This is a genomic window from Hirschia sp., assembly GCF_058892565.1.
This window is the reverse complement of sequence record NZ_JBZXVU010000030.1, coordinates 25,120-44,168: the sequence shown is the minus strand read 5'-3', so window position 1 is coordinate 44,168 and position 19,049 is coordinate 25,120. Positions and strand designations below refer to the sequence as shown.

19 protein-coding genes are annotated in these 19,049 nt (G+C 44.7%); 15 read left to right on the top strand and 4 right to left on the bottom strand.

The features are described from left to right. The first annotated feature begins 57 nt into the window (after positions 1-57). From AC5EF3_RS11760 to ilvC, 4 genes are read left to right on the top strand one after another with little or no spacing between them, the layout of a single operon-like run. Entirely contained in the window at positions 58-1,839 is a 1,782-nt protein-coding gene (locus tag AC5EF3_RS11760; protein ID WP_493548174.1) for an acetolactate synthase 3 large subunit, read from the top strand. A 24-nt stretch (positions 1,840-1,863) separates the two neighbouring features. Next, the gene (gene ilvN, locus AC5EF3_RS11755; RefSeq protein WP_015826320.1) at positions 1,864-2,448 is read left to right on the top strand and encodes an acetolactate synthase small subunit; all 585 of its coding nucleotides are present in this window, start codon (positions 1,864-1,866) and stop codon (positions 2,446-2,448) included. 3 nt (positions 2,449-2,451) lie between these two features. Next, positions 2,452-3,198, top strand: coding sequence for a WecB/TagA/CpsF family glycosyltransferase (locus tag AC5EF3_RS11750; RefSeq protein WP_015826321.1), 747 nt, complete (start codon positions 2,452-2,454; stop codon positions 3,196-3,198). 31 nt (positions 3,199-3,229) lie between these two features. Then, complete coding sequence (gene ilvC / locus AC5EF3_RS11745) at positions 3,230-4,249, top strand: ketol-acid reductoisomerase (protein WP_015826322.1); 1,020 nt, start codon at positions 3,230-3,232, stop codon at positions 4,247-4,249. Positions 4,250-4,307: 58 nt separating this feature from the next. Here ilvC and AC5EF3_RS11740 read toward each other — a convergent pair whose 3' ends face one another. Then, positions 4,308-4,979 carry a hypothetical protein gene (locus tag AC5EF3_RS11740; RefSeq protein WP_493548173.1) on the bottom strand — a complete coding sequence of 224 codons (672 nt, stop codon included), beginning with the start codon at positions 4,977-4,979 and terminating at the stop codon, positions 4,308-4,310. Positions 4,980-5,203: 224 nt separating this feature from the next. Between AC5EF3_RS11740 and AC5EF3_RS11735 the strand changes: the two genes are divergently transcribed. After that, positions 5,204-5,413, top strand: coding sequence for a hypothetical protein (locus AC5EF3_RS11735; RefSeq protein WP_015826324.1), 210 nt, complete (start codon positions 5,204-5,206; stop codon positions 5,411-5,413). Here the strand turns inward: AC5EF3_RS11735 and AC5EF3_RS11730 are convergent, their stop codons facing one another. Together AC5EF3_RS11730 and AC5EF3_RS11725 are read right to left on the bottom strand one after the other, a co-directional pair. Further along, the gene (locus AC5EF3_RS11730; RefSeq protein ID WP_493548172.1) at positions 5,414-5,797 is read right to left on the bottom strand and encodes a hypothetical protein; all 384 of its coding nucleotides are present in this window, start codon (positions 5,795-5,797) and stop codon (positions 5,414-5,416) included. It lies immediately after the preceding gene. Positions 5,798-5,914: 117 nt separating this feature from the next. After that, positions 5,915-6,574 carry a hypothetical protein gene (locus tag AC5EF3_RS11725; RefSeq protein ID WP_493548171.1) on the bottom strand — a complete coding sequence of 220 codons (660 nt, stop codon included), beginning with the start codon at positions 6,572-6,574 and terminating at the stop codon, positions 5,915-5,917. A 138-nt stretch (positions 6,575-6,712) separates the two neighbouring features. Between AC5EF3_RS11725 and AC5EF3_RS11720 the strand changes: the two genes are divergently transcribed. The 5 genes from AC5EF3_RS11720 to AC5EF3_RS11700 all read left to right on the top strand — a co-directional run bounded on the left by AC5EF3_RS11720 (position 6,713) and on the right by AC5EF3_RS11700 (position 11,584). Further along, a complete protein-coding gene (locus AC5EF3_RS11720) occupies positions 6,713-7,408 on the top strand; it encodes a rhomboid family intramembrane serine protease (protein ID WP_493548170.1) in 696 nt (231 codons plus the stop codon). 136 nt (positions 7,409-7,544) lie between these two features. After that, positions 7,545-7,997: a DUF3617 domain-containing protein gene (locus tag AC5EF3_RS11715; RefSeq protein WP_015826328.1), complete on the top strand. Its 453-nt coding sequence runs from the start codon at positions 7,545-7,547 to the stop codon at positions 7,995-7,997. Positions 7,998-8,132: 135 nt separating this feature from the next. Continuing rightward, positions 8,133-8,858 (top strand): TVP38/TMEM64 family protein, encoded by a 726-nt coding sequence (locus tag AC5EF3_RS11710; protein WP_015826329.1) that lies wholly within the window; start codon positions 8,133-8,135, stop codon positions 8,856-8,858. Between the two features lie 309 nt (positions 8,859-9,167). Beyond that, on the top strand, positions 9,168-10,709 hold the full coding sequence (locus tag AC5EF3_RS11705) for a 2-isopropylmalate synthase (RefSeq protein ID WP_015826330.1): 1,542 nt from the start codon (positions 9,168-9,170) through the stop codon (positions 10,707-10,709). 206 nt (positions 10,710-10,915) lie between these two features. Further along, complete coding sequence (locus AC5EF3_RS11700) at positions 10,916-11,584, top strand: YiaD family glycine zipper/OmpA-like lipoprotein (RefSeq protein ID WP_493548169.1); 669 nt, start codon at positions 10,916-10,918, stop codon at positions 11,582-11,584. A 68-nt stretch (positions 11,585-11,652) separates the two neighbouring features. On the opposite strand, the gene AC5EF3_RS11695 is transcribed toward AC5EF3_RS11700, so the two are convergent. Further along, positions 11,653-12,882, bottom strand: a complete 1,230-nt coding sequence (locus tag AC5EF3_RS11695; protein ID WP_015826332.1) for an MFS transporter — start codon at positions 12,880-12,882, stop codon at positions 11,653-11,655. Positions 12,883-13,301: 419 nt separating this feature from the next. On the opposite strand from AC5EF3_RS11695, the gene AC5EF3_RS11690 reads away from it, so the two are divergent. The 5 genes from AC5EF3_RS11690 (at position 13,302) to rodA (ending at position 18,986) form a co-directional block, all read left to right on the top strand. Next, complete coding sequence (locus AC5EF3_RS11690; RefSeq protein WP_015826333.1) at positions 13,302-14,342, top strand: rod shape-determining protein; 1,041 nt, start codon at positions 13,302-13,304, stop codon at positions 14,340-14,342. A gap of 89 nt (positions 14,343-14,431) precedes the next feature. Continuing rightward, positions 14,432-15,376 carry a rod shape-determining protein MreC gene (mreC, locus tag AC5EF3_RS11685; protein ID WP_493548168.1) on the top strand — a complete coding sequence of 315 codons (945 nt, stop codon included), beginning with the start codon at positions 14,432-14,434 and terminating at the stop codon, positions 15,374-15,376. Further along, on the top strand, positions 15,373-15,879 hold the full coding sequence (locus AC5EF3_RS11680) for a hypothetical protein (protein ID WP_015826335.1): 507 nt from the start codon (positions 15,373-15,375) through the stop codon (positions 15,877-15,879). The genes mreC and AC5EF3_RS11680 overlap by 4 nt, the downstream gene beginning before the upstream one ends. Beyond that, positions 15,876-17,843 carry a penicillin-binding protein 2 gene (gene mrdA / locus AC5EF3_RS11675; protein ID WP_493548167.1) on the top strand — a complete coding sequence of 656 codons (1,968 nt, stop codon included), beginning with the start codon at positions 15,876-15,878 and terminating at the stop codon, positions 17,841-17,843. Before AC5EF3_RS11680 ends, mrdA begins: the two co-directional genes overlap by 4 nt. Before the next feature lie 3 nt (positions 17,844-17,846). Beyond that, the gene (gene rodA / locus AC5EF3_RS11670; RefSeq protein ID WP_015826337.1) at positions 17,847-18,986 is read left to right on the top strand and encodes a rod shape-determining protein RodA; all 1,140 of its coding nucleotides are present in this window, start codon (positions 17,847-17,849) and stop codon (positions 18,984-18,986) included. Positions 18,987-19,049 lie beyond the last annotated feature (63 nt).

Below are 19,049 nucleotides of genomic sequence, written 5' to 3'. Positions count from 1 at the left end.
CGCGTTGCCCCAGTCGATCATATATTTTTTAAAAAAATCAGATTCCGGAGAGACCCCATGGCTCCAAAAAATAAAAACTCGAAATCGCATCCCCCTACAACTTTGACCGGTGCAGAAATGGTGTTGCGCGCGCTGAAAGAGCAGGGCGTTGATACCATATTTGGTTATCCTGGTGGTGCAGTTCTTCCAATTTATGATGCGATTTATAATCAAAATGCTGTTGAGCATGTCTTAGTACGTCATGAGCAAGGGGCAGGCCATGCAGCGGAAGGATATGCGCGCTCAACGGGTAAATGTGGTGTTGCGCTTGTAACGTCTGGACCAGGTGCAACCAATATGGTGACGCCGATTGCTGATGCAATGCTGGATTCCATTCCAATGGTTGTTCTAACTGGACAAGTTCCAACCCACCTTATCGGGACAGATGCTTTCCAAGAGTGTGATACGGTTGGTGTGACGCGGGCATGTTGTAAACACAATTACCTTGTTAAAGACGTAAATGATCTCGCGCGCATTATGCATGAGGCATTTTATGTTGCGACTAGCGGGCGTCCGGGCCCCGTTGTTATTGATATTCCTAAGGATGTTCAGTTTGCTTCAGGTGAATATTGCGGGCCGGAAGCTGTAGAACACCGTACATATCAGCCGCGTACGGAGCCTAAAGAAAAGCGTATCGAACAAGCTTTAGAGCTGATGAAAACCGCATCTAAGCCGATTTTCTACACTGGTGGCGGTGTTATCAATTCGGGGCCAAAAGCTTCTAAAGTGTTGCGTGAATTAGTGGCAGAAACAGGTTTTCCTATCACTTCTACATTGATGGGGCTTGGTGCGTATCCGGGTGAAGACGAAAAATTCCTTGGTATGCTGGGAATGCACGGATCTTATGAAGCTAATAATGCGATGCATGATTGTGATGTGATGATTTGTGTCGGTGCGCGCTTTGATGACCGTGTAACGGGGCGTTTGGATGCGTTTTCTCCAAATTCTAAAAAAATCCATATTGATATAGACCCATCATCCATAAATAAGGTTGTGCGTGTTGACGTGCCTGTTGTTGGTGATTGTGAAAGAGCATTGAGCGCTTTGCTTGAAGGTTGGCGAGAGAATAAGAAAAGAACGCCATCTCTAAAAGCATGGTGGAGCCAGATTAATGAATGGAAAGCGCGCCAGTCTTTTTCCTATCCAAAATCGGATGAAGTGATTAAACCGCAATACGCAATTGAGCGGTTATATGAACTAACAAAAGAGCGTGACGATGTTTATATCACGACTGAAGTTGGTCAGCATCAAATGTGGGCTGCGCAACATTTTAAATTTGCAGAACCAAATCACTGGATGACCTCTGGTGGGCTTGGGACTATGGGGTATGGATTGCCGGCGGCAGTCGGTGTTCAAAAAGCACATCCCGGTGCGCTTGTGGTTGATATTGCTGGTGAAGCTTCTATCCAGATGTGCATGCAGGAGTTTTCTACTGCCATTCAGCACAAATTGCCGGTTAAAATCTTTATTCTAAATAATGAATGGATGGGCATGGTTCGGCAGTGGCAGCAATTATTGCATGGTGAACGATACTCAAGTTCTTATTCTGAAACTTTACCGGACTTCGTGAAGTTGGCGGAAGCTCTTGGTGGGCATGGAATAAAGTGTAGCGATCCAACAAAGCTTGATGATGCACTTCTTGAAATGATCAACCATGATGGGCCTGTGATTTTTGATTGTATGGTTGAAAAAGCAGAAAATTGTTTGCCAATGATCCCGTCGGGTGCTGCACACAATGAGATGATCCTGTCTGATATTACAGGTGATGAAATTGATGAAGCTGGTAAGCAGCTTGTTTAAGGCATGGCTGAAGGAGTTACGAACATGACTGATGCAGAAATTGAAGCCATGCAAGATGCGATGGAACCTGCTTCCGCATATGATCTTCACCATGGTGAAGATATTATCGAGAAGCGGACACTTGCTATCATTGTTGATAACGAACCTGGAGTTCTGGCAAGGGTTGTCGGACTGTTTTCCGCACGTGGATACAACATTGAAAGTCTCACTGTTGCCGAAGTTGATTTTAAATCCCACACGTCTCGCATAACGATTGTGAGTAATGGGACTAATCACACACTTGAGCAGATTGAAGCACAATTGTTACGCCTTGTGCCTGTGGCTCGTGTGATTGATATCACGAATTCAAAGTCTGGAATTGAGCGTGAGCTTGCGCTGTTAAAGGTTGCAGGTAAAGGCGAGAAACGTGTGGAAGCTTTACGGATAAGCGAAATTTTCCGTTGCAATGTTGTTGATACGACAAATGAAAGCTTCGTTTTTGAAGTGACTGGAACGTCTGCCAAAATTGATCAGATGGTCGAACTTATGCTTCCGCTTGGTTTGGTGGAAGTCTCAAGAACGGGTGTATTATCGCTTCAACGTGGCCCGCATGCAGGAGCTGGTCGGTAGATTATGTCGTCCGGTAAGAAAATTTACGACATGCTAGAACATTTAACGGTTCCTGAAACGGAAGCGAATGTGGATGCATTGCTAAATGGATTGCCGGATGCGACTTCACCTCAGGTGATTTCGTTTGTGAATGCACACGCTGTAAATTTGATGGTGAAAGATGAGGGCTTGTTCAAAGCGCTGATCGGATCGGATATTTTATTGCGAGATGGTTCAGGCATGAAGATTTTAATGAAATGGCTAAACCAAAATCCGGGTGCAAACCTGAATGGTACAGATCTAATACCACGCATTATTGAGAAATTTGATGGTATGAAGGTCGCTGTATTTGGAACTCAGGAGCCTTGGTTGTCTAAAGGCTGTGATGTCATTGAAACGCGTGGTGGAACAATCGTATCGCGTTTGAATGGTTTCCAAGATGAAGCAGCTTATATTGAAGCGATTGAGACCTCTAAACCCGACCTTGTGATTCTTGCTATGGGAATGCCCAAGCAAGAAATGACTTCTATGGCTTTGCGGGCAGCAGCGAGCTGGCCGACGACAATAGTAAATGGTGGAGCTATTATTGATTTCCTTGCTGAACGCGTTAACCGCGCACCAGAAACTTGGCGAAAGCTGGGTATGGAATGGCTCTACCGTCTCATTCAAGAACCTAAACGACTATTCGGCCGATACGTGGTTGGAAATGTCATTTTTCTCACGCGTGGTTTGATATTATGCGTGACCCAAGCTAATCCCAAAATAACTTAAATTATAGAATTGACCCTAAGGAGCCTTTCCGATGAAAGTATATTACGAAAACGATGCAGACCTAGCTTTAATCCAGTCCAAGAAAGTGGCTGTCATTGGGTATGGTTCACAAGGACACGCACATGTTTTGAACATGCGCGAAAGCGGCGTTAAAGAGCTTGTTGTTGGTTTGCAAGCAACGTCTCAGTCTAAGCCTAAAGCTGAAGCTGAAGGTCTCAAAGTGATGACACCTGCTGAAGCCACACAGTGGGCTGATGTTGTGATGATTCTTGTTCCAGATGAAAAGCAAGCTGTACTTTGGGCAAATGAAATCGAACCACATGTTCGTAAAGGCCAGCACATCATGTTTGGTCATGGTTTTAACATTCACTACAACTTGATCGTTCCACCAAAAGATGTGGATGTGTCTTTGTCAGCGCCTAAAGGTCCGGGGCACACGCTGCGTGGTCAGTTCTCACAAGGTTTTGGTCTCCCAGGTCTTATTGCGATCCACCAAGATGCAACAGGAACAGCACAGCAAGTTGCGCTTAGTTACTCAAAAGCGATTGGTAACACGCGCGCTGGTGTGATCGAGACTTCATTCAAAGAAGAAACAGAAACAGACCTATTTGGTGAGCAAGCTGTTCTATGTGGTGGTGTTGTTGAACTTATTAAAGCTGGTTATGAAACACTTGTTGAAGCTGGCTACGCTCCTGAAATGGCATATTTTGAGTGTCTTCACGAAACAAAACTTATCGTCGACCTGATCTATGAAGGCGGTATCGCCAACATGAACTACTCAATCTCTAACACAGCTGAGTATGGTGAGTATGTTTCTGGTCCGCGCGTGGTGACTTCTGAAACAAAGAAAGCCATGAAAGCTGTGCTTGAAGATATCCAAAACGGTAAATTTGCACGTGATTGGGTTCTTGAAAACCAAGCTGGTGCGCCAAGCTTTAAATCAATGCGCGCTCGCATGAATGACCACAACATTGAAGAAGTTGGTGAAAAGCTTCGTGGCATGATGCATTGGTCTAAATCTAACCAATTGGTAGATAAATCTAAGAACTAAAAGTTCAGGTGCGAAATAAAAGAAACCCCGCTTCACAAAGAGGCGGGGTTTTTTCATTTTAAAAGCGGTAGCTTAGCCCAGCTTGCACTACTGGATAGAATTTAAAATCTTCAGCTTCTTCTTCAACTTTTAAGCGTTCTTTTTCAAGTTCCGCTAAAAATGTTGGATCTGTAGAGAATAGTCCATCTCGTGATTCCAGTGTTACGTCTGCTTCACCAGTAAATAGGCTACCAACTAATAACTTCACACCCCAAGGTCCATCATTCTGAAAAGTTGAGTCGTAGCCCAATCCCAAAAATGGTGTTGGGTTTGTTAGCTCTGCTTTGAGATCAAGAACACCTGCTTGCGCGGGTGTGAAAACCTGATCACCAATAGAAATGTTTTCGTTGGAGCGTGCTTCAAGGTCTATAAGTTTGTCGCCAAAATGCGCACCAGCGCTGAGAATGAAGCTATTTTTAAACGGACGAAGATCTATATAGGCACCTAGACCAGACATATCTAAATCGCCTTCGTAAGTTATACCTGAATAGGTTTCGTCTACATCGACAGTGAAATAATTATAACCGCCTCGAACATCAAAATAGTCATTCAGCTGAACTTTGATCTCTGCATTTCCTCCAAGAGTCCCCAGTCCACCTGATACGGCCCAATTGGTCTCGGCATTCGCAGAGAGCGGAAGAATGGTTGCCAGAGTAACTCCTGCCATGAGGCAAGTTGTGGATTTTAACATTGTAAGTGGTCCAATTGAAGAAAGAAGGATGCGTTATTGCGCGGAGGCTTCTTAATTTTTAGCGATGTTTTGTTAATTGGCCCTTTAATTTTTCAACGTTATCGGAATTACGCATGTATTTGCTATCTGAGATCGTTATGAGAATAATTCGCATTTAACTTGACGACTGCCGCGGCGTGATAGATATTGAGAATAATTCTTAATTTCAAATATTGGGAAAGAAAATGGCTCAAACTCAAAATAATTCTATTCGTTGCCTTCCTTTCGAAACACAGGAGAACCTTCTCAATTGGCTGAAGACGCAGGACCTCATTCTTCAGCGTTGGCGTGACGAAGTGTTGACCAGTCCAGAGGCTGATGTTCGTTTTGTAGAACGATTGGAAGCGCATAGATCTTGGCTTCAATGGGAAATGAAACAGCTGATTCCTGTCTGATTAGCTGGTAGGTTGACTTTTCCCGCCTGAGGCCCTGATTGTGGCTTCTAAAGAGGTTTTAGGGCAAGGAATGCCTCGTGCTAATCCCATAAGATATGCCCGCCTTACTTCGCCTCGGTTAAATTTTGCCGGTTTGAAAATACCTTTGTCTTCATCAACTGCAGCAAGATCTAATTTAGCGTTTAAGGAATCTATTTCTTCAAATATTGCTGCACACCGCTCTTGGTTCGCGCTTATATTTGAAGGCATGTCAGCTGCTGTCGGTCCATAAAGAGAGGGAACGGAATGCGGTAAGATTGCCGTGTTTGTCGTTGCGCATCCTGTTATCAATGTCATTGAAGTCAAAACAGCAATGAATGCTGAACTGTGAATTTTTAAGCCCATAATATACACCCCTGTCTAAGTCACCAATCTGCATGTGTTTCATGTTCATTTTGGCGGCACTAATAAGAGGCTTACATTTTTGTAATGACAGAGCAAGCAGGAGTTTTTAGGAAATAGTTAAAATCTGTAAGAAATACCCGCGTTGAAGACTGGCGTAATTTTGAATTGAGAGAGCTCTTCGGTAAGAGCCAATTGGTTGGATTCAAGATTCTCGAGATTTATGAGGGAATCTGAATAGAGTCGTTCACTCGTTGCGATCGTAAACTCTGGGTTTTGGGAAAACATTGCCCCGACCATGATGTTAAATCCCCATGATTTACGCGTTGAATCAGACGTGTTTATACCAATACCAGTGTAAGCAGCTGAGTCTCCAATGCGCCCTTGAAGATCTTGAGTGTCAAATTGATTGTCGGAAACAAGATGTCCGTTTATCCGAATAGGCGCAGTTATGTTTTTCGCACCACCAATAGCTTTTTCACCAATATATAAAGAACTTGAAAAAATTATTTTGTTTTCAAAAGGGTGCAGGCTACCAGCTAGGCTTGCTTTGTTATTTTGTTTCTTTGCTGGTTTGGTGTGAAGCGTGCGTTTTAAGTGGAATACGGTGTCACTGTGCGTGACATAATCTAATAATTGTTCCTTTTTTATCGCAGCAAGTTTCGCGAGTCCTGATTGAAGCTTTAAATTCGGCAGTAATTTTTCGGCCTCTTCTGCCTTTGCGGGTAGCGAGACGAAGGCAGTTGAAAATGCTGTGATAGCAAGAGCTAATTTTTTCATCGCTTTATATCCAAGATCTAGCGAAGTTTTGAGTCATTTTATGTTTATTTCCGTTCACTTGCATATGAATGGGTGTGTTGAAGCTCAAAACTTCCTACATACAACTTGAATTTGATTTTGCATAAGTGAATTGAAAACATGGTTAATAAAGAACCGCCAATTGATCCCAATGAGATAAGTTCTGATGAAGGTGTTAAAGAGCCTGTGTTCAATGCACCTATTAGTATGGTTCTTTTAAGTGCTTTGCTGGTCGTGTGTTATCTCGTTTATTCACTGCAAGGTGAAGAGACAAAATTTGCTATCTTAGTCGATTATGCATTGTTTCCTGACCGGTATTTTGCAGAAGCCGGAAGTTTTAAAGCATATGCAAATTGGTATGATGGTCCTCTGACTTTTCTGACACATGGACTCTTGCATGCCGATTGGGCGCATGTGGGGATGAATGCGGTGTTTGCGCTTGCGTTTGGGACAGGGGTTGTCCGAGCATTAGGTGTCTGGCGGACCTTGATTATTTATGTGGCGTCACAAATTGGTGGTGCTCTATTTTATCTTTATTTTGGACAAATAATGGGCGGGGATACTTCTATTGCTGTGGGCGCGTCGGGAGCAGTTTCTGGTTTGACTGGCGCAGTGTTCTTATTGATGGCCAAGGGACAAATGCTTTCGCGGCAATTTGGTGTTTTAAGCTGTGTTTTCTTATTAGGTAATGTGATGCTTGCTGTTGTTGGTCCTACATTATTGGGGAGTGTAATTGCATGGGAAGCGCATGTGGGTGGATATATTGTTGGTGGTTTATCTGCTGCGATTATGTTGAGATATGTTGCTGAATCGTAATGGAAATGCATCTAATATGGACGCAAAGAGCCGTGATCTTGCCTCAATTTCAAATCATATAAGGTGAATAATAATGTATTTGAATCAAAAACCTCGAAATGTTTCTAGCAAGGTGTTTTTGAGAGCAGGAGTTAAAATGGTGAAATCGCTTACAACATTTGGTGCAATCGCAGCATCATTGACGCTTGCCATGTCTGCTGCACTTGCTGCTCCCAATGAAACCGAAGGCAAACGCATTATTGCTATCGAGCCTGGGGCTTGGGAATGGACGCATGAGACAATGATTGGCCCTGCACCCATAACAAGCACGGAGACTCAATGTGTAACTCCCGATGAAGCGACAGTATCTTTAAACGATATTGTTGAAGATCTGTCGGGTTATTGTGCAATGGCTGACGTAACGACGACTGAAAAAGGCTATGCTTTCAAGCTCAATTGTGACGGGGATGTTAAAGGTATTGCGAATGGAGAGTTAAGCGCTTCACGTAGAGCGATTTCCTTGAATGCAAGTGGAGCGGCTTCTTTTTATGGGATGATGGCTCCATTCACAATTCAGGCTGATGCCAAATATGTTGGTGCTTGTGAGTAATGATAATCACAACGTCATTGTTTGTGTGATAAAAATACGCGTAAATTGCATTCGAAACGAGTTAGATTGCTTATAACTTCGATAGGTGTTGGATTGAGACTTGACGTATGCGTGTGCTGACGGCAAAGGGCGCGAATGGGATCAGTACTTAAATTTTTGAACCGTATGGATAAATCCGCTTGGCGTGCCGTAGGTGTATCGGCAGCGCTATTTGTTGTTGTGGCTGCGATTCTGGTTTTTGGCAAACTTGTATTGATGAATGGTGAGAGCGGTGAGGGCATTTTGTCTAAAGTCGAGCTCTTGCTGGTTTCTTTAAAAGATCATCCATTGGGTTTGCCTGCACTTATCTTGTTATTCTGCACAATGGCATTTATCGGTGCGCCGCAATTTGGATTGATAGCTGTTGCGGTTGTTGCATTCGGTCCGGTGCTGGGTTTTGTATATGCTTGGATTGCAGCAATGTGCTCTATGGCAATGACATTTTGGGTCGGCCGGTTTATGGGAGTGGAAACTGTCCGTAAATATGGTGGTGATACCGTAAATCGGATATCTCGATTTGTTGGGAAGAATGACTTTCTTGCGTCCATGATTGTGCGTAATGTGCCGACTGCTCCTTTTATCATTGTGAATATGGCATTTGGCGTGAGCCATGCGAAATTCTGGCGCTTTTGGGCTGGTGCTGGAATCGGTGTTATTCCCAAAACAGCTCTCGTTGCTTTTGGCGGCGGTGCTGTAATGGCGGCAATAAAGGGGAATCCATGGTTGGCACTTCTAGCAGTGCTTGGTTCCTTGTTAATATGGGCTCCGTTGATGCTTTTTGCGCGAAGACGCGTAACCGAGCAAGATGATGTCTCAGTTTAATGAGTATATAGATGAATACGCCAAATTTTTCTAAATTCCTGCAAATATTTTGAGATATTTTTGCGTTAGAATTGATTTGAGTTGAATTTATTTTCGTTGAATATCACTAGATTTGTTGACTTGGCACTTTGCTCATACATATATCCATCCCATGAAAAATTCTCTTCTATCCTTACTGCGTCTTGCAGGGCTGTCACTGATCAGCCCCTGGATGCGTTTGACTTTTAGCTGGTAGCAACCGGCGCGTGTTCAGGGGTGCAGATAGAATTTCAAATATTCCGCGCCAATACAGAAATCTGAGCGAATGATATGACAGAGAAAAATAACCAAATCCGTATTTTCGACACGACCTTGCGTGACGGTGAGCAATCACCGGGTGCGTCTATGACTTTGAATGAAAAGCTAGAGCTTGCCGAATTGCTAGAAAGCATGGGCGTAGATATTATCGAGGCTGGCTTTCCTGCTGCGTCGTCCGGTGATTTTGAATGCGTCAGCGAAGTAGCCCGTCGATCTTCTTCAATAATTGTTGCTGGTCTTTCTCGCGCTGTGCCTCGTGATGTTGAAAGATGTGGTGAGGCTGTACGCAAGGCAGAGCGACCCCGTATTCACACCTTTATTTCTACAAGCCCAGTGCACATGAAGCATAAGCTGAAAATGGGTGAAAATGCTGTGCTAGAGGCTGTTGGCCGATCTGTCGCACAGGCACGTGGCTATGTTGAGGATGTTGAATGGTCGCCAGAAGATGCGACACGCACGGATTTTGATTTTTTGTGTCGCTGTTGTGATCTAGCGATTGCATCAGGTGCAACAACAATCAATATTCCTGATACTGTCGGGTATTCACACCCACAGGAATATCAGGAATTGTTTGAGCGTTTGATCGCGAATGTTGCTAATTCAGATAAAGCAATCTGGTCCACACATTGTCACAATGATCTCGGGTTGGCAGTTGCCAATTCTTTAGCTGGTGTTGCTGGTGGTGCGCGTCAAATTGAATGTACAATTAATGGTCTTGGCGAAAGAGCGGGGAATGCCGCGCTTGAAGAGATTGTTATGGCAATGCGTGTGCGTAAAGATGCGTTTGCTTACGAAACAAATATTGATGCTACTAAATTGTCTCGTGCCTCTAAACGTGTGTCCCAGATTACTGGTTTTCCTGTTCAATTTAATAAGGCGATTGTCGGGAAGAATGCCTTTGCGCATGAAAGCGGTATCCACCAAGACGGGATGCTGAAGAATAATCAAACCTATGAAATCATGAACCCGGAAGATGTGGGTGTATCGGCTACATCTTTGGTTTTAGGTAAGTTGTCTGGTCGCAATGCTTTTAGAGATAAGCTAGAAAATCTAGGTTATGTATTAGATGATGAGGCGATGAATGATGCTTTTAGGCGCTTCAAGGATTTGGCTGACAAGAAAAAAGATGTTTTTGATGAAGACATCATGGCATTGGTCGATGATCAATTGTCTGGGACGGACGAACTCATATCACTTCATGCCTTGAAAGTTGTTGCTGGTACTGAGGGACCGCAAATCGCAGAGATTGAGCTTGAAACTGAGGGTGAAATCAAATCTGCGCGCGCGGAAGGCAATGGGCCTGTTGATGCTGTTTTCAATGCCATTCGTGCAATTATTCCACACGACGCTGTGTTGGAATTGTTTCAAATTCATGCGGTGACCGAAGGAACGGATGCGCAAGCAACAGTGTCAGTTAGATTAAGCGAAGATGGATTGGTAGCAACTGGAAAATCTTCAGATCCAGACACACTCGTCTCGGCTGCCAAAGCTTATATTCATGCTTTTAACAAGCTTGAAATACGCCGTAGTAAAAGCTCAGATTCAAATATCTAAACGTTTATTAGAATTGATGTGAATTTTCTAAAGAGCAATGCTTTGAAGCATTGCTCTTTTTTATTTCGCGATAGAAAGGTCAAGAAAAAAACAAATTCTGGGAATAGGTGGAACCATAAGGTCAGTTCAGCGTTTAACACAATGAATATGCAATTTGAGCCTTTGGGCGGGTGACGTAATTTAAGTTACCTATTTGGGAGTCTACTATGAAAAATATTATTGCTTTGGCGGCATTGAGCACCACAATTTTGGTGGCAGGCTGTCAAACAACAGATCCCTATTCTCGGGAAACAAAAACCTCTAATACTGCAAAAGGCGCAGCCATTGGTGCCTTGGGTGGGGCTGTTTTGGGCGCATTAACAAATACGTCTAGTGGTGAGCAGGCTGCCAAAAATGCTATGATCGGTGCAGGCATCGGTGCAATCGCTGGGGGTGCTAGCGGACGCTATATGGACCAGCAAGAAAAGAAATTGCGTGAGCGCTTAGATGAAACTGGTGTGGGTATTGCCCGCGTTGGTGATACAATCCAGCTAGTGATGCCGGGTGATATCACTTTTGCAACAGGCCGCGCGGAAATTAACAATCAGTTTGATTATGTCCTCCAAGATGTTGGATTGGTATTGCAAGAGTTTGATAAGACTGTTGTCTTTATTGATGGTCACACGGACACTGTGGGATCTTATCAGAAAAACGATGAACTATCTCAAGCGCGTGCGAACAATGTTGCTGCTCGCTTAATGCAAGAAGGCATTTTAGGTGGTAGATTGGTTGTTACAGGCTATGGTGAGAGCCGCCTTAAAGTACCAACTGGCGATGGGGTCAACGAACCGTTAAACCGCCGGGTAGAGATCCGCTTGGAGCCATACACAAATTAAATTAAGCTATATATTTTGAATTAATGGCACCGTCGTCCAAACTGTGGAGAGCGGTGCCATTTTTGTGTTTAGAGTGATTTTTCTTCTACATCGAGGTTTTGGGTTTTTCTTATTGCTGGAAATAATAGTGCCCAAGACGCAGCTACTCCGATTGTGGCAAATCCACCTATGACAACTGCTGAGACTGCACCAAAGGCGTGTGCCATTGTGCCGGCTCTAAACTCACCGAGTTCGTTGGAGGCACCTAAGAATATCGAATTTACTGCGTTGACACGACTACGCATCTCATCGGGTGTCCACAATTGCAGCAATGTTTCCCTGATATAAACGGACACCATATCAAACGCCCCGATGAACATGAGTGCTGGTATCGCAACCCAAGCGCTTGTGGAGAATCCGAACACGATAGTTGATGCACCAAATAGAGCAACGCAAGCAAATAAGATAAGGCCCACATGGCTTCGAATGTGAAAAGATGTAATGATTCCCACCATGATTAATGCGCCTATGCCTGGAGCCGCGCGCAAAAGCCCTAATCCTGCTGGACCTAATTGCAAAATATCTGATGCATATACGGGGAGGAGGGCAACTGCACCTCCCAATAGTACCGCAAATAAATCTAGTGAAATTGCGCCTAAGATTACTTTTTCTTTCCAGATAAAAGTGAAACCTCCAACGACGGTTGCAAAGGATGTGGCTCCGATGGATTTGCGTTGTTTAGGTTTAGGAATGGTAAAGACTAAAAGTGTTGATGCTATGAGGAAAAGTGATGCAGCGGAGTAAGCCGTTTCTGCGGAAATGCCATATAACAAGCCTCCAATCACTGGACCGACAATTGTGGCTGATTGCCAAGAAGATGAGTTCCAAGCCACGGCGTTTGCGAAATCTTCTTTGGGAACGACATTCACGGCGAGGGCTGAAACAGCTGGGGAGGCAAACGCCCGTCCAATTCCGAAGATTGTAAGGATGATAAGGACTGGTATCGGAGATATCTGGTTGAACATTGCTAAGGCTAAAATCGCAACTGCACACAATGCTTCCACAGCGTATGAGATACCCATGATGAGGCGACGCCCATACTTATCAGCTGATAGGCCAGTTACAAACACTAATAATAAAGCAGGCAAGAATTGAACGAGACCTATCCATCCCAGCCAGATTGGTTCTTTGGTGAGATCATATATTTGCCAACCTACGGAAACAGATAAAATTTGAACAGCGAATGTTGTTAAAAATCTAGCGATAAAGTAGCGGACATAAGAATTGTGTTGGAAGGCTGCAAAGCGCTTTTGAGACATGTCTGAGATTCCTGCAATAGCTTACGCCAATTCGTTCCCATATTTGAGAAATGTCTAGAATGGAACTTATAACTATTATCATTCTGAAGTTTGAAAATTGAACAAATGCATTGCTGAAAGTTGGTAAGATGAGCTGGTAATTGCGAAAAGACGGGAAATTAGTTGTCGTTCTCGTGGTTTTGATTGAAAAATTGTTATATCCCATAATTGAGCGTCAGGCTTTGAATTATGAGGCAATTCTCATAATTTCATTTAAAAACAGTATTTTGTCATAACGGTACTGATCGTTCCGTTAAATTCCAATACCTTTGATTGCCCCCCTTGCTTTAATTGTTCTGAAACGGCAAACAGGTATAAAGGGTAGAATTAACTGTAATGCGGAACGTAACGTTCCAATTAGTATTGAAAGTGGCGAATGTATGTTTGGTAAACTTCTTGGCATGATGTCAACTGATATGGCCATTGATTTGGGGACTGCCAACACCCTTGTCTATGTTAAAGGACAAGGCGTACAGCTTGATGAGCCTTCAGTGGTGGCGTACGTCACACAAAACGGGCGTAAGGTGGTGCACGCCGTTGGTTCTGAAGCCAAGCTGATGCTTGGTAAAACGCCATTCGGGATGGAAGCTATTCGCCCTATGCGCGATGGAGTCATTGCTGATTTTGAAGTCGCTGAAGAGATGATCAAAAGCTTCATCCAGAAAGTGATGAAGAAGCGTTCGTTGATTTCTCCTCTTATTATAATCTGTGTGCCAACCGGTGCTACGCCGGTTGAACGTCGTGCAATTCACCAATCTGCGCTTATGGCTGGAGCACGTCAGGTGCATTTGATTGATGAGCCAATGGCTGCTGCTATCGGTGCCAACCTACCCATTGATGAACCATCTGGTTCAATGGTCGTCGATATTGGTGGTGGTACAACCGAAGTCGCAGTGATGTCTTTGCGTGGAATTGTGTATTCGCGTTCGGTTCGCATGGGTGGTGACAAAATGGATGAGGCCATTGTGAACTTCTTGCGGCGTGAAGAAAATCTATTGATTGGTGAGGCGTCTGCTGAGCGTATCAAGAAAGAAATTGGGACTGCAAAAATTCCTGACAATGGGAATGGCATGTCCATTGAGGTGCGTGGACGTGACCTTATGAATGGTGTGCCCAAAGAGGCATCTGTTTCTGAAGCAATGGTTGCTAAGTCACTTCAAGATCCGGTTTCTGAAATTGTTGAAGCGGTTAAACAAGCACTAGAAGCAATGCCGCCAGAGCTTGCAGCTGACATCGTTGATAAGGGTATTGTGTTGACCGGTGGGGGCGCGCTGCTTCGCAACCTTGATGTTGTGCTTAAAGAGCGTACTCAATTACCAGTGACAGTTGCTGATGATCCTTTAAAATGTGTCGTTAAAGGCTCCGGTATTGTTCTTGAAGATTTCGAAAACATGAAAGATATTCTTGCGCCCGACGTCTAAACGATTAGACCAAATCAGGGTAAAGTGTAGTAGCGTTTTGGGTGCCTCTCTGCATGGGAGGCTTCCATATTCAGAATGGAGGCAGTCTCATGGCTAGGCATGCGCGACATCAAGTCGGTGCACCACGCTTTGCAGCGCGTGCCGGAATTGCGGGTATTGCTATCGCTTTACTTGGCTTGTTGATGGTTCAGTCTTCCTCCGATGTTCGCAGGGCTTTGCAGCCTGCCCGAGCACGTATGGATGGGATCACATCGCAACTATCAAGTGCGGCCAATCATCATTTTGCCGGATACACATGGTTGTTTGCAAACAAAGCCTCCAAAGAGCGCATTCGTGAACTTGAAAGTCAGGTTCACTCCTTAGAACGTTGGCGAGAAGCATCAAGAACGATGTCGCTGCGCATGGTTGAGTATGAGAATATGCTTGATCTAATGGGAGAGCCTCAAATCGGCGGTGTTACAGCCCGCGTCATTGCTGAAACAAATGGTCCATTCACGCATTCACGGATTGCAAATGCGGGTGCAGTTCACGGTGTTTTTGATGGATTCGCCGTCGTTAATGAACACGGCCTGTTAGGGCGGGTTGTTCGAACTGGTCATCGCACGTCTCGAATTTTGCTTTTGACAGATTATAATAGTCGTATTCCTGTCATGGGTAGAACTTCGTTGGACCGCGCTTTGCTTGTTGGAGATAAAAAAGTGGGCGCGCGCATATTGCATGCCGAAACGCCGGATAAAATTGTTGAGGGCGAAGAGTGGGTCACATCTGGTGATGACGGGTTGTTTGAGCGCGGCCTTCGTGTGGGCTTTGCTCATCAGGATAAAGATGGATGGCGTTTAGACTTGGCTATGCAACGCGATGCGATAGATTTCGTAAGAATTTTGCCACCTCCAAGCTTCGTTACACCTGAGGAATTGATGATAAGTGATGGCAAGCTTTTAACACCTAATACGGATGAAAATCTCACAAGTCAAAGTTTTGAAGAAGCTTCAAATTCTGAGCAGGGTGGTACGAATGTTGGAGGTCGCCCTTGAACACAACCACACGCATAAGGCTGTTTCTTGGAGCGGTTTTTGCGATAGTCATATGTATGCTCGGTGCAACGCCGTTGCTTCACCATATGCCTTTCCCATTGACTGACACTTGGCCGATTGCCGTGCTGCTTTATGCACTTTCGACTGTACGGTTGGGTATGTCTATTTGGGCCGCTGTCTTGATTGTGTTCGTAGGTTTGTTTCAAGATTTCATATGCGAAGCTCCCCTTGGTGCATGGGCGTTGGCTGGTTTGTGTGGATATGGTGCAGGCCTAGTGGCAAGAGGCAGTTTTCGAGCGATGTCAGCTTCAATACCAGTTGAATTTGTTTCGATAATTATCGGTAGTATTGCAGGTTTGATGGGGCTGTCTTTAGCTGGAGATATTGCTGGCGGTGCTCAAGTTATCGACTTGTCCTTAGTTGGAGACCTCATTTGGACTCTTGGGTTATATTATTTGTTAAGTCCGTTGTTTGCCCCATATGACGAGGCGTTGTCTGTATGAGTGCTAATAGATCAAAAGATGCTGAATTTACTCGCCGTTCCATAGTTATGGGAGCAGCGGGAGCTGTGTTATGGACAGGACTGGCTGCTCGGTTAACGCAGCTGCAATTGTTTGAGGGTGACGAATACGCGGAATTAGCAACGGAAAATAGGATCAGGTTAGACCCTGCGCCTGCACGTAGAGGTGTGATTTTTGATCGGTTTGGACAGCGACTAGCATCCAATAAAAGAAATTTTTATGTGCTGATTGTTCCTGAAGAGACAGATAACCTTGAGAATACGCTTACTCATTTAGGCAGATATATTCCCATCTCAGGAAGTAAACATCGTAAAATTTTATTGCAAGCGCGGCAGCAGGCTCGGTTTGTGCCCATTCCAGTCGCTGATGATTTAAGTTGGCAAGATTTTTCACGTATCAATGTGCATGCACCAGAGTTTAGAGGTGTTTATGCGGAAGTTGGCGAATTGCGCTCTTACCCTATGGGAGCAGCTTTTGCGCACACAATTGGCTATGTCGCACGCCCCAATAGGGAAGAGCTTGATAGTTTGATAGCTGCGGAAATTGCCCGTTTGCAAATTGGTCCTGATGATTTTGCGGGACAACGGCAAATTCAAAGCCGCATGCAAAGAATTTATCGCCACCCAGATATGCGTTTGGGCCGCCAAGGGATTGAGCAGCATGCCGAAACATATTTGAGAGGGATACCTGGCTTCCAACGGATTGCTGTAAATGCTTCAGGTCGTATCGTAGATCGGCTGCCAAGTGATGATGTCGCCCCCAAAGACGGTGGAGATATTGTTTTAAGCTTTGATGCGGAAATTCAGAAATTTGCGATTGCCCGTTTTGGTGAAGAAAGCGGTAGTGCAGTTGTCATGGATATTAAGAGTGGTGAACTCATTGCCATGGCTTCAACACCAGCGTTCAATCCGAATGACTTTGTATCTGGTATATCTCAGGCAAAATATAATGACCTTTTAGGCAATAAAAAATCTCCGCTTTATCATAAAGCTTATGATGGTCTGTATCCTCCAGGGTCAACGTTTAAGATGATTGTCGCGGCAGCAGCTTTGGAAGCAGGCGTCGCAACACCTAATGATCATGTGTATTGCGGCGGAAAAACATGGTTTGGTGGCCGGGACTTCCACTGCTGGAAGCGTGGCGGGCATGGTTCTGTCAATATGAAGGGCGCAATTCAGAAATCTTGTGATGTGTATTTTTATGATATTGCACGTCGCATTGGTGTGCAGGGAATTGCGGATATGGCCCGGAAAATGGGGCTAGGACAAGTATATGAGTTGGGAATGACTGGTGGGAATGCCGGTGTGGTTCCTGATCCGGCTTGGAAACAAGCTGCTAAACAGGAGCCTTGGTATGAGGGTGAAACGCTCAATTATGGTATTGGTCAGGGATATTTGACGACTTCGCCGCTTCAATTGGCCGTGATGACAGCCAGAATTGCCGCAGAAAATGCCTCACCGTCGCCAAAAGTATTTATTGGCGGCGCAGCTGCGCCTGATCCGGGGGTGCCGCATTATGAACCTTTGGATTCTGAAATTGCTGATCAATTGCGAGCTGGTATGTATGCCGTGACATCTGAACCAGGAGGGACAGCATTGCGTGCTGGTGATGTCGGAAATGGTCAACGTTTGGCCGGTAAGACGGGGACAGCGCAAGTGCGCCGTATTTCAACAGCAGAACGTGTCACCGGTGTTGTTAAGAACGACCAATTGCCTTGGAAATTGCGAGATCACGGCTTGTTTGTATGTTATGCACCTGCCGACAATCCTAAATATGTATGTAGTGTGATTGTGGATCATGGTGGTGGGTCGAGTGCAGCTTACCCCATAGCAAGAGATATAATGACAGAAACGTTGAAGCGAGACCCCGTTTCAAAAGAGACGCACAAAGTGGCAAGCCCAATGGCGCAGGAAGAAAATAAAACTTCCACGAGTGAGGCGATTTAATTCATGCGGATTATCGCCGAAAAGCTAACTTTGATTGATAAGTTGAGAAACTTACACTGGTCATTATTGCTGACATTCATTGCGATTGCTTCTTTTGGTACGGCAGTTTTGGTTTCCGTCACGCTTAAAGACCCAAGTATGGCGGATATTCCGTGGCAACATATAACGCGGTTTGTGTTCGTGTTACTTGCAACAATCGGTTTAGCGCTGGCCCCAATTCGATTATGGGCGATGATCGCCTATCCACTATATTTGGGGGCGCTTTTCTTACTTGTCTTAGTTGAACTGTTTGGAACAATTGGAGGAGGTGCTCAGCGTTGGCTGGATATCGGACCCGTTTTGATTCAACCATCGGAATTTATGAAAATTGCTATTTTGCTCGCTTTGGCAAGATATTATCATCAAACGAGTGAAAACAGCCCGCCCAATTTGTGGAATCATATTATGGCGGGAATCATTATCATCGTTCCTACAATACTTGTATTGAAGCAACCTGATTTGGGAACGTCATTGATGCTGGCTGCCACAGGCGGAGTTGTTATTTTTTGCGCTGGATTATCATGGAAAATAATTATAGCGGGCATACTCGGGGTGCTTTTGTCTATTTGGCCCGTCTATCAGTTTGGTTTGAAAGATTATCAGAAAGAACGCGTTTATACGTTCCTTGATCCTTCAAGAGATCCGCTTGGTGCGGGCTATCAATTACAGCAAGCAAAAATAGCAATTGGGTCTGGAGGCCTTCAAGGCAAAGGCTTTATGCAAGGCACCCAGTCTCAGAATAATTATATTCCTGAACAGCACACCGATTTCATTTTTACGATTATTGCAGAAGAATTTGGATTTGTCGGTTCAATGTCGCTTTTGACCGCATGGGCTGTTGCTTTGATATTTGGTCTCTTGGTCGGCAATCGATCAACAACAGTGTTTGGGGCGTTGGCGGCGGCGGGAGTGGTCGCCACGTTGGCATTCTATGTCGTGGTTAATATCGGAATGGTCATGGGGTTGATGCCCGTTGTTGGTGTACCATTGCCGTTGATTTCGCATGGTGGGACGGCGATGATGACGGTAATGTTAGGGTTTTCTATTCTTTTAATGGTTCACATCCACCGTGATCAAACAATGGTCCTTAAAGGGGTTCTTTAGCGCAATTTCAATGAAATGATTGACCTTCGTGCTCGGTTCGGTGAAGTTCTAGTGCTGATTTGC

Bases quoted from the DNA above. Each gene is read 5' to 3' on its own strand.
- AC5EF3_RS11715 (WP_015826328.1), top strand. From the start codon at position 7,545: ATGGTGAAATCGCTTACAACATTTGGTGCAATCGCAGCATCATTGACG.
- mrdA (WP_493548167.1), top strand. From the start codon at position 15,876: ATGAGTGCTAATAGATCAAAAGATGCTGAATTTACTCGCCGTTCCATA.
- AC5EF3_RS11695 (WP_015826332.1), bottom strand. From the start codon at position 12,882: ATGTCTCAAAAGCGCTTTGCAGCCTTCCAACACAATTCTTATGTCCGC.
- rodA (WP_015826337.1), top strand. From the start codon at position 17,847: ATGCGGATTATCGCCGAAAAGCTAACTTTGATTGATAAGTTGAGAAAC.
- AC5EF3_RS11740 (WP_493548173.1), bottom strand. From the start codon at position 4,979: ATGTTAAAATCCACAACTTGCCTCATGGCAGGAGTTACTCTGGCAACC.
- AC5EF3_RS11760 (WP_493548174.1), top strand. From the start codon at position 58: ATGGCTCCAAAAAATAAAAACTCGAAATCGCATCCCCCTACAACTTTG.
- AC5EF3_RS11730 (WP_493548172.1), bottom strand. From the start codon at position 5,797: ATGGGCTTAAAAATTCACAGTTCAGCATTCATTGCTGTTTTGACTTCA.
- ilvC (WP_015826322.1), top strand. From the start codon at position 3,230: ATGAAAGTATATTACGAAAACGATGCAGACCTAGCTTTAATCCAGTCC.
- AC5EF3_RS11750 (WP_015826321.1), top strand. From the start codon at position 2,452: ATGTCGTCCGGTAAGAAAATTTACGACATGCTAGAACATTTAACGGTT.
- AC5EF3_RS11725 (WP_493548171.1), bottom strand. From the start codon at position 6,574: ATGAAAAAATTAGCTCTTGCTATCACAGCATTTTCAACTGCCTTCGTC.
- mreC (WP_493548168.1), top strand. From the start codon at position 14,432: ATGGCTAGGCATGCGCGACATCAAGTCGGTGCACCACGCTTTGCAGCG.
- AC5EF3_RS11720 (WP_493548170.1), top strand. From the start codon at position 6,713: ATGGTTAATAAAGAACCGCCAATTGATCCCAATGAGATAAGTTCTGAT.
- AC5EF3_RS11700 (WP_493548169.1), top strand. From the start codon at position 10,916: ATGAAAAATATTATTGCTTTGGCGGCATTGAGCACCACAATTTTGGTG.
- ilvN (WP_015826320.1), top strand. From the start codon at position 1,864: ATGACTGATGCAGAAATTGAAGCCATGCAAGATGCGATGGAACCTGCT.
- AC5EF3_RS11710 (WP_015826329.1), top strand. From the start codon at position 8,133: ATGGGATCAGTACTTAAATTTTTGAACCGTATGGATAAATCCGCTTGG.
- AC5EF3_RS11735 (WP_015826324.1), top strand. From the start codon at position 5,204: ATGGCTCAAACTCAAAATAATTCTATTCGTTGCCTTCCTTTCGAAACA.
- AC5EF3_RS11705 (WP_015826330.1), top strand. From the start codon at position 9,168: ATGACAGAGAAAAATAACCAAATCCGTATTTTCGACACGACCTTGCGT.
- AC5EF3_RS11690 (WP_015826333.1), top strand. From the start codon at position 13,302: ATGTTTGGTAAACTTCTTGGCATGATGTCAACTGATATGGCCATTGAT.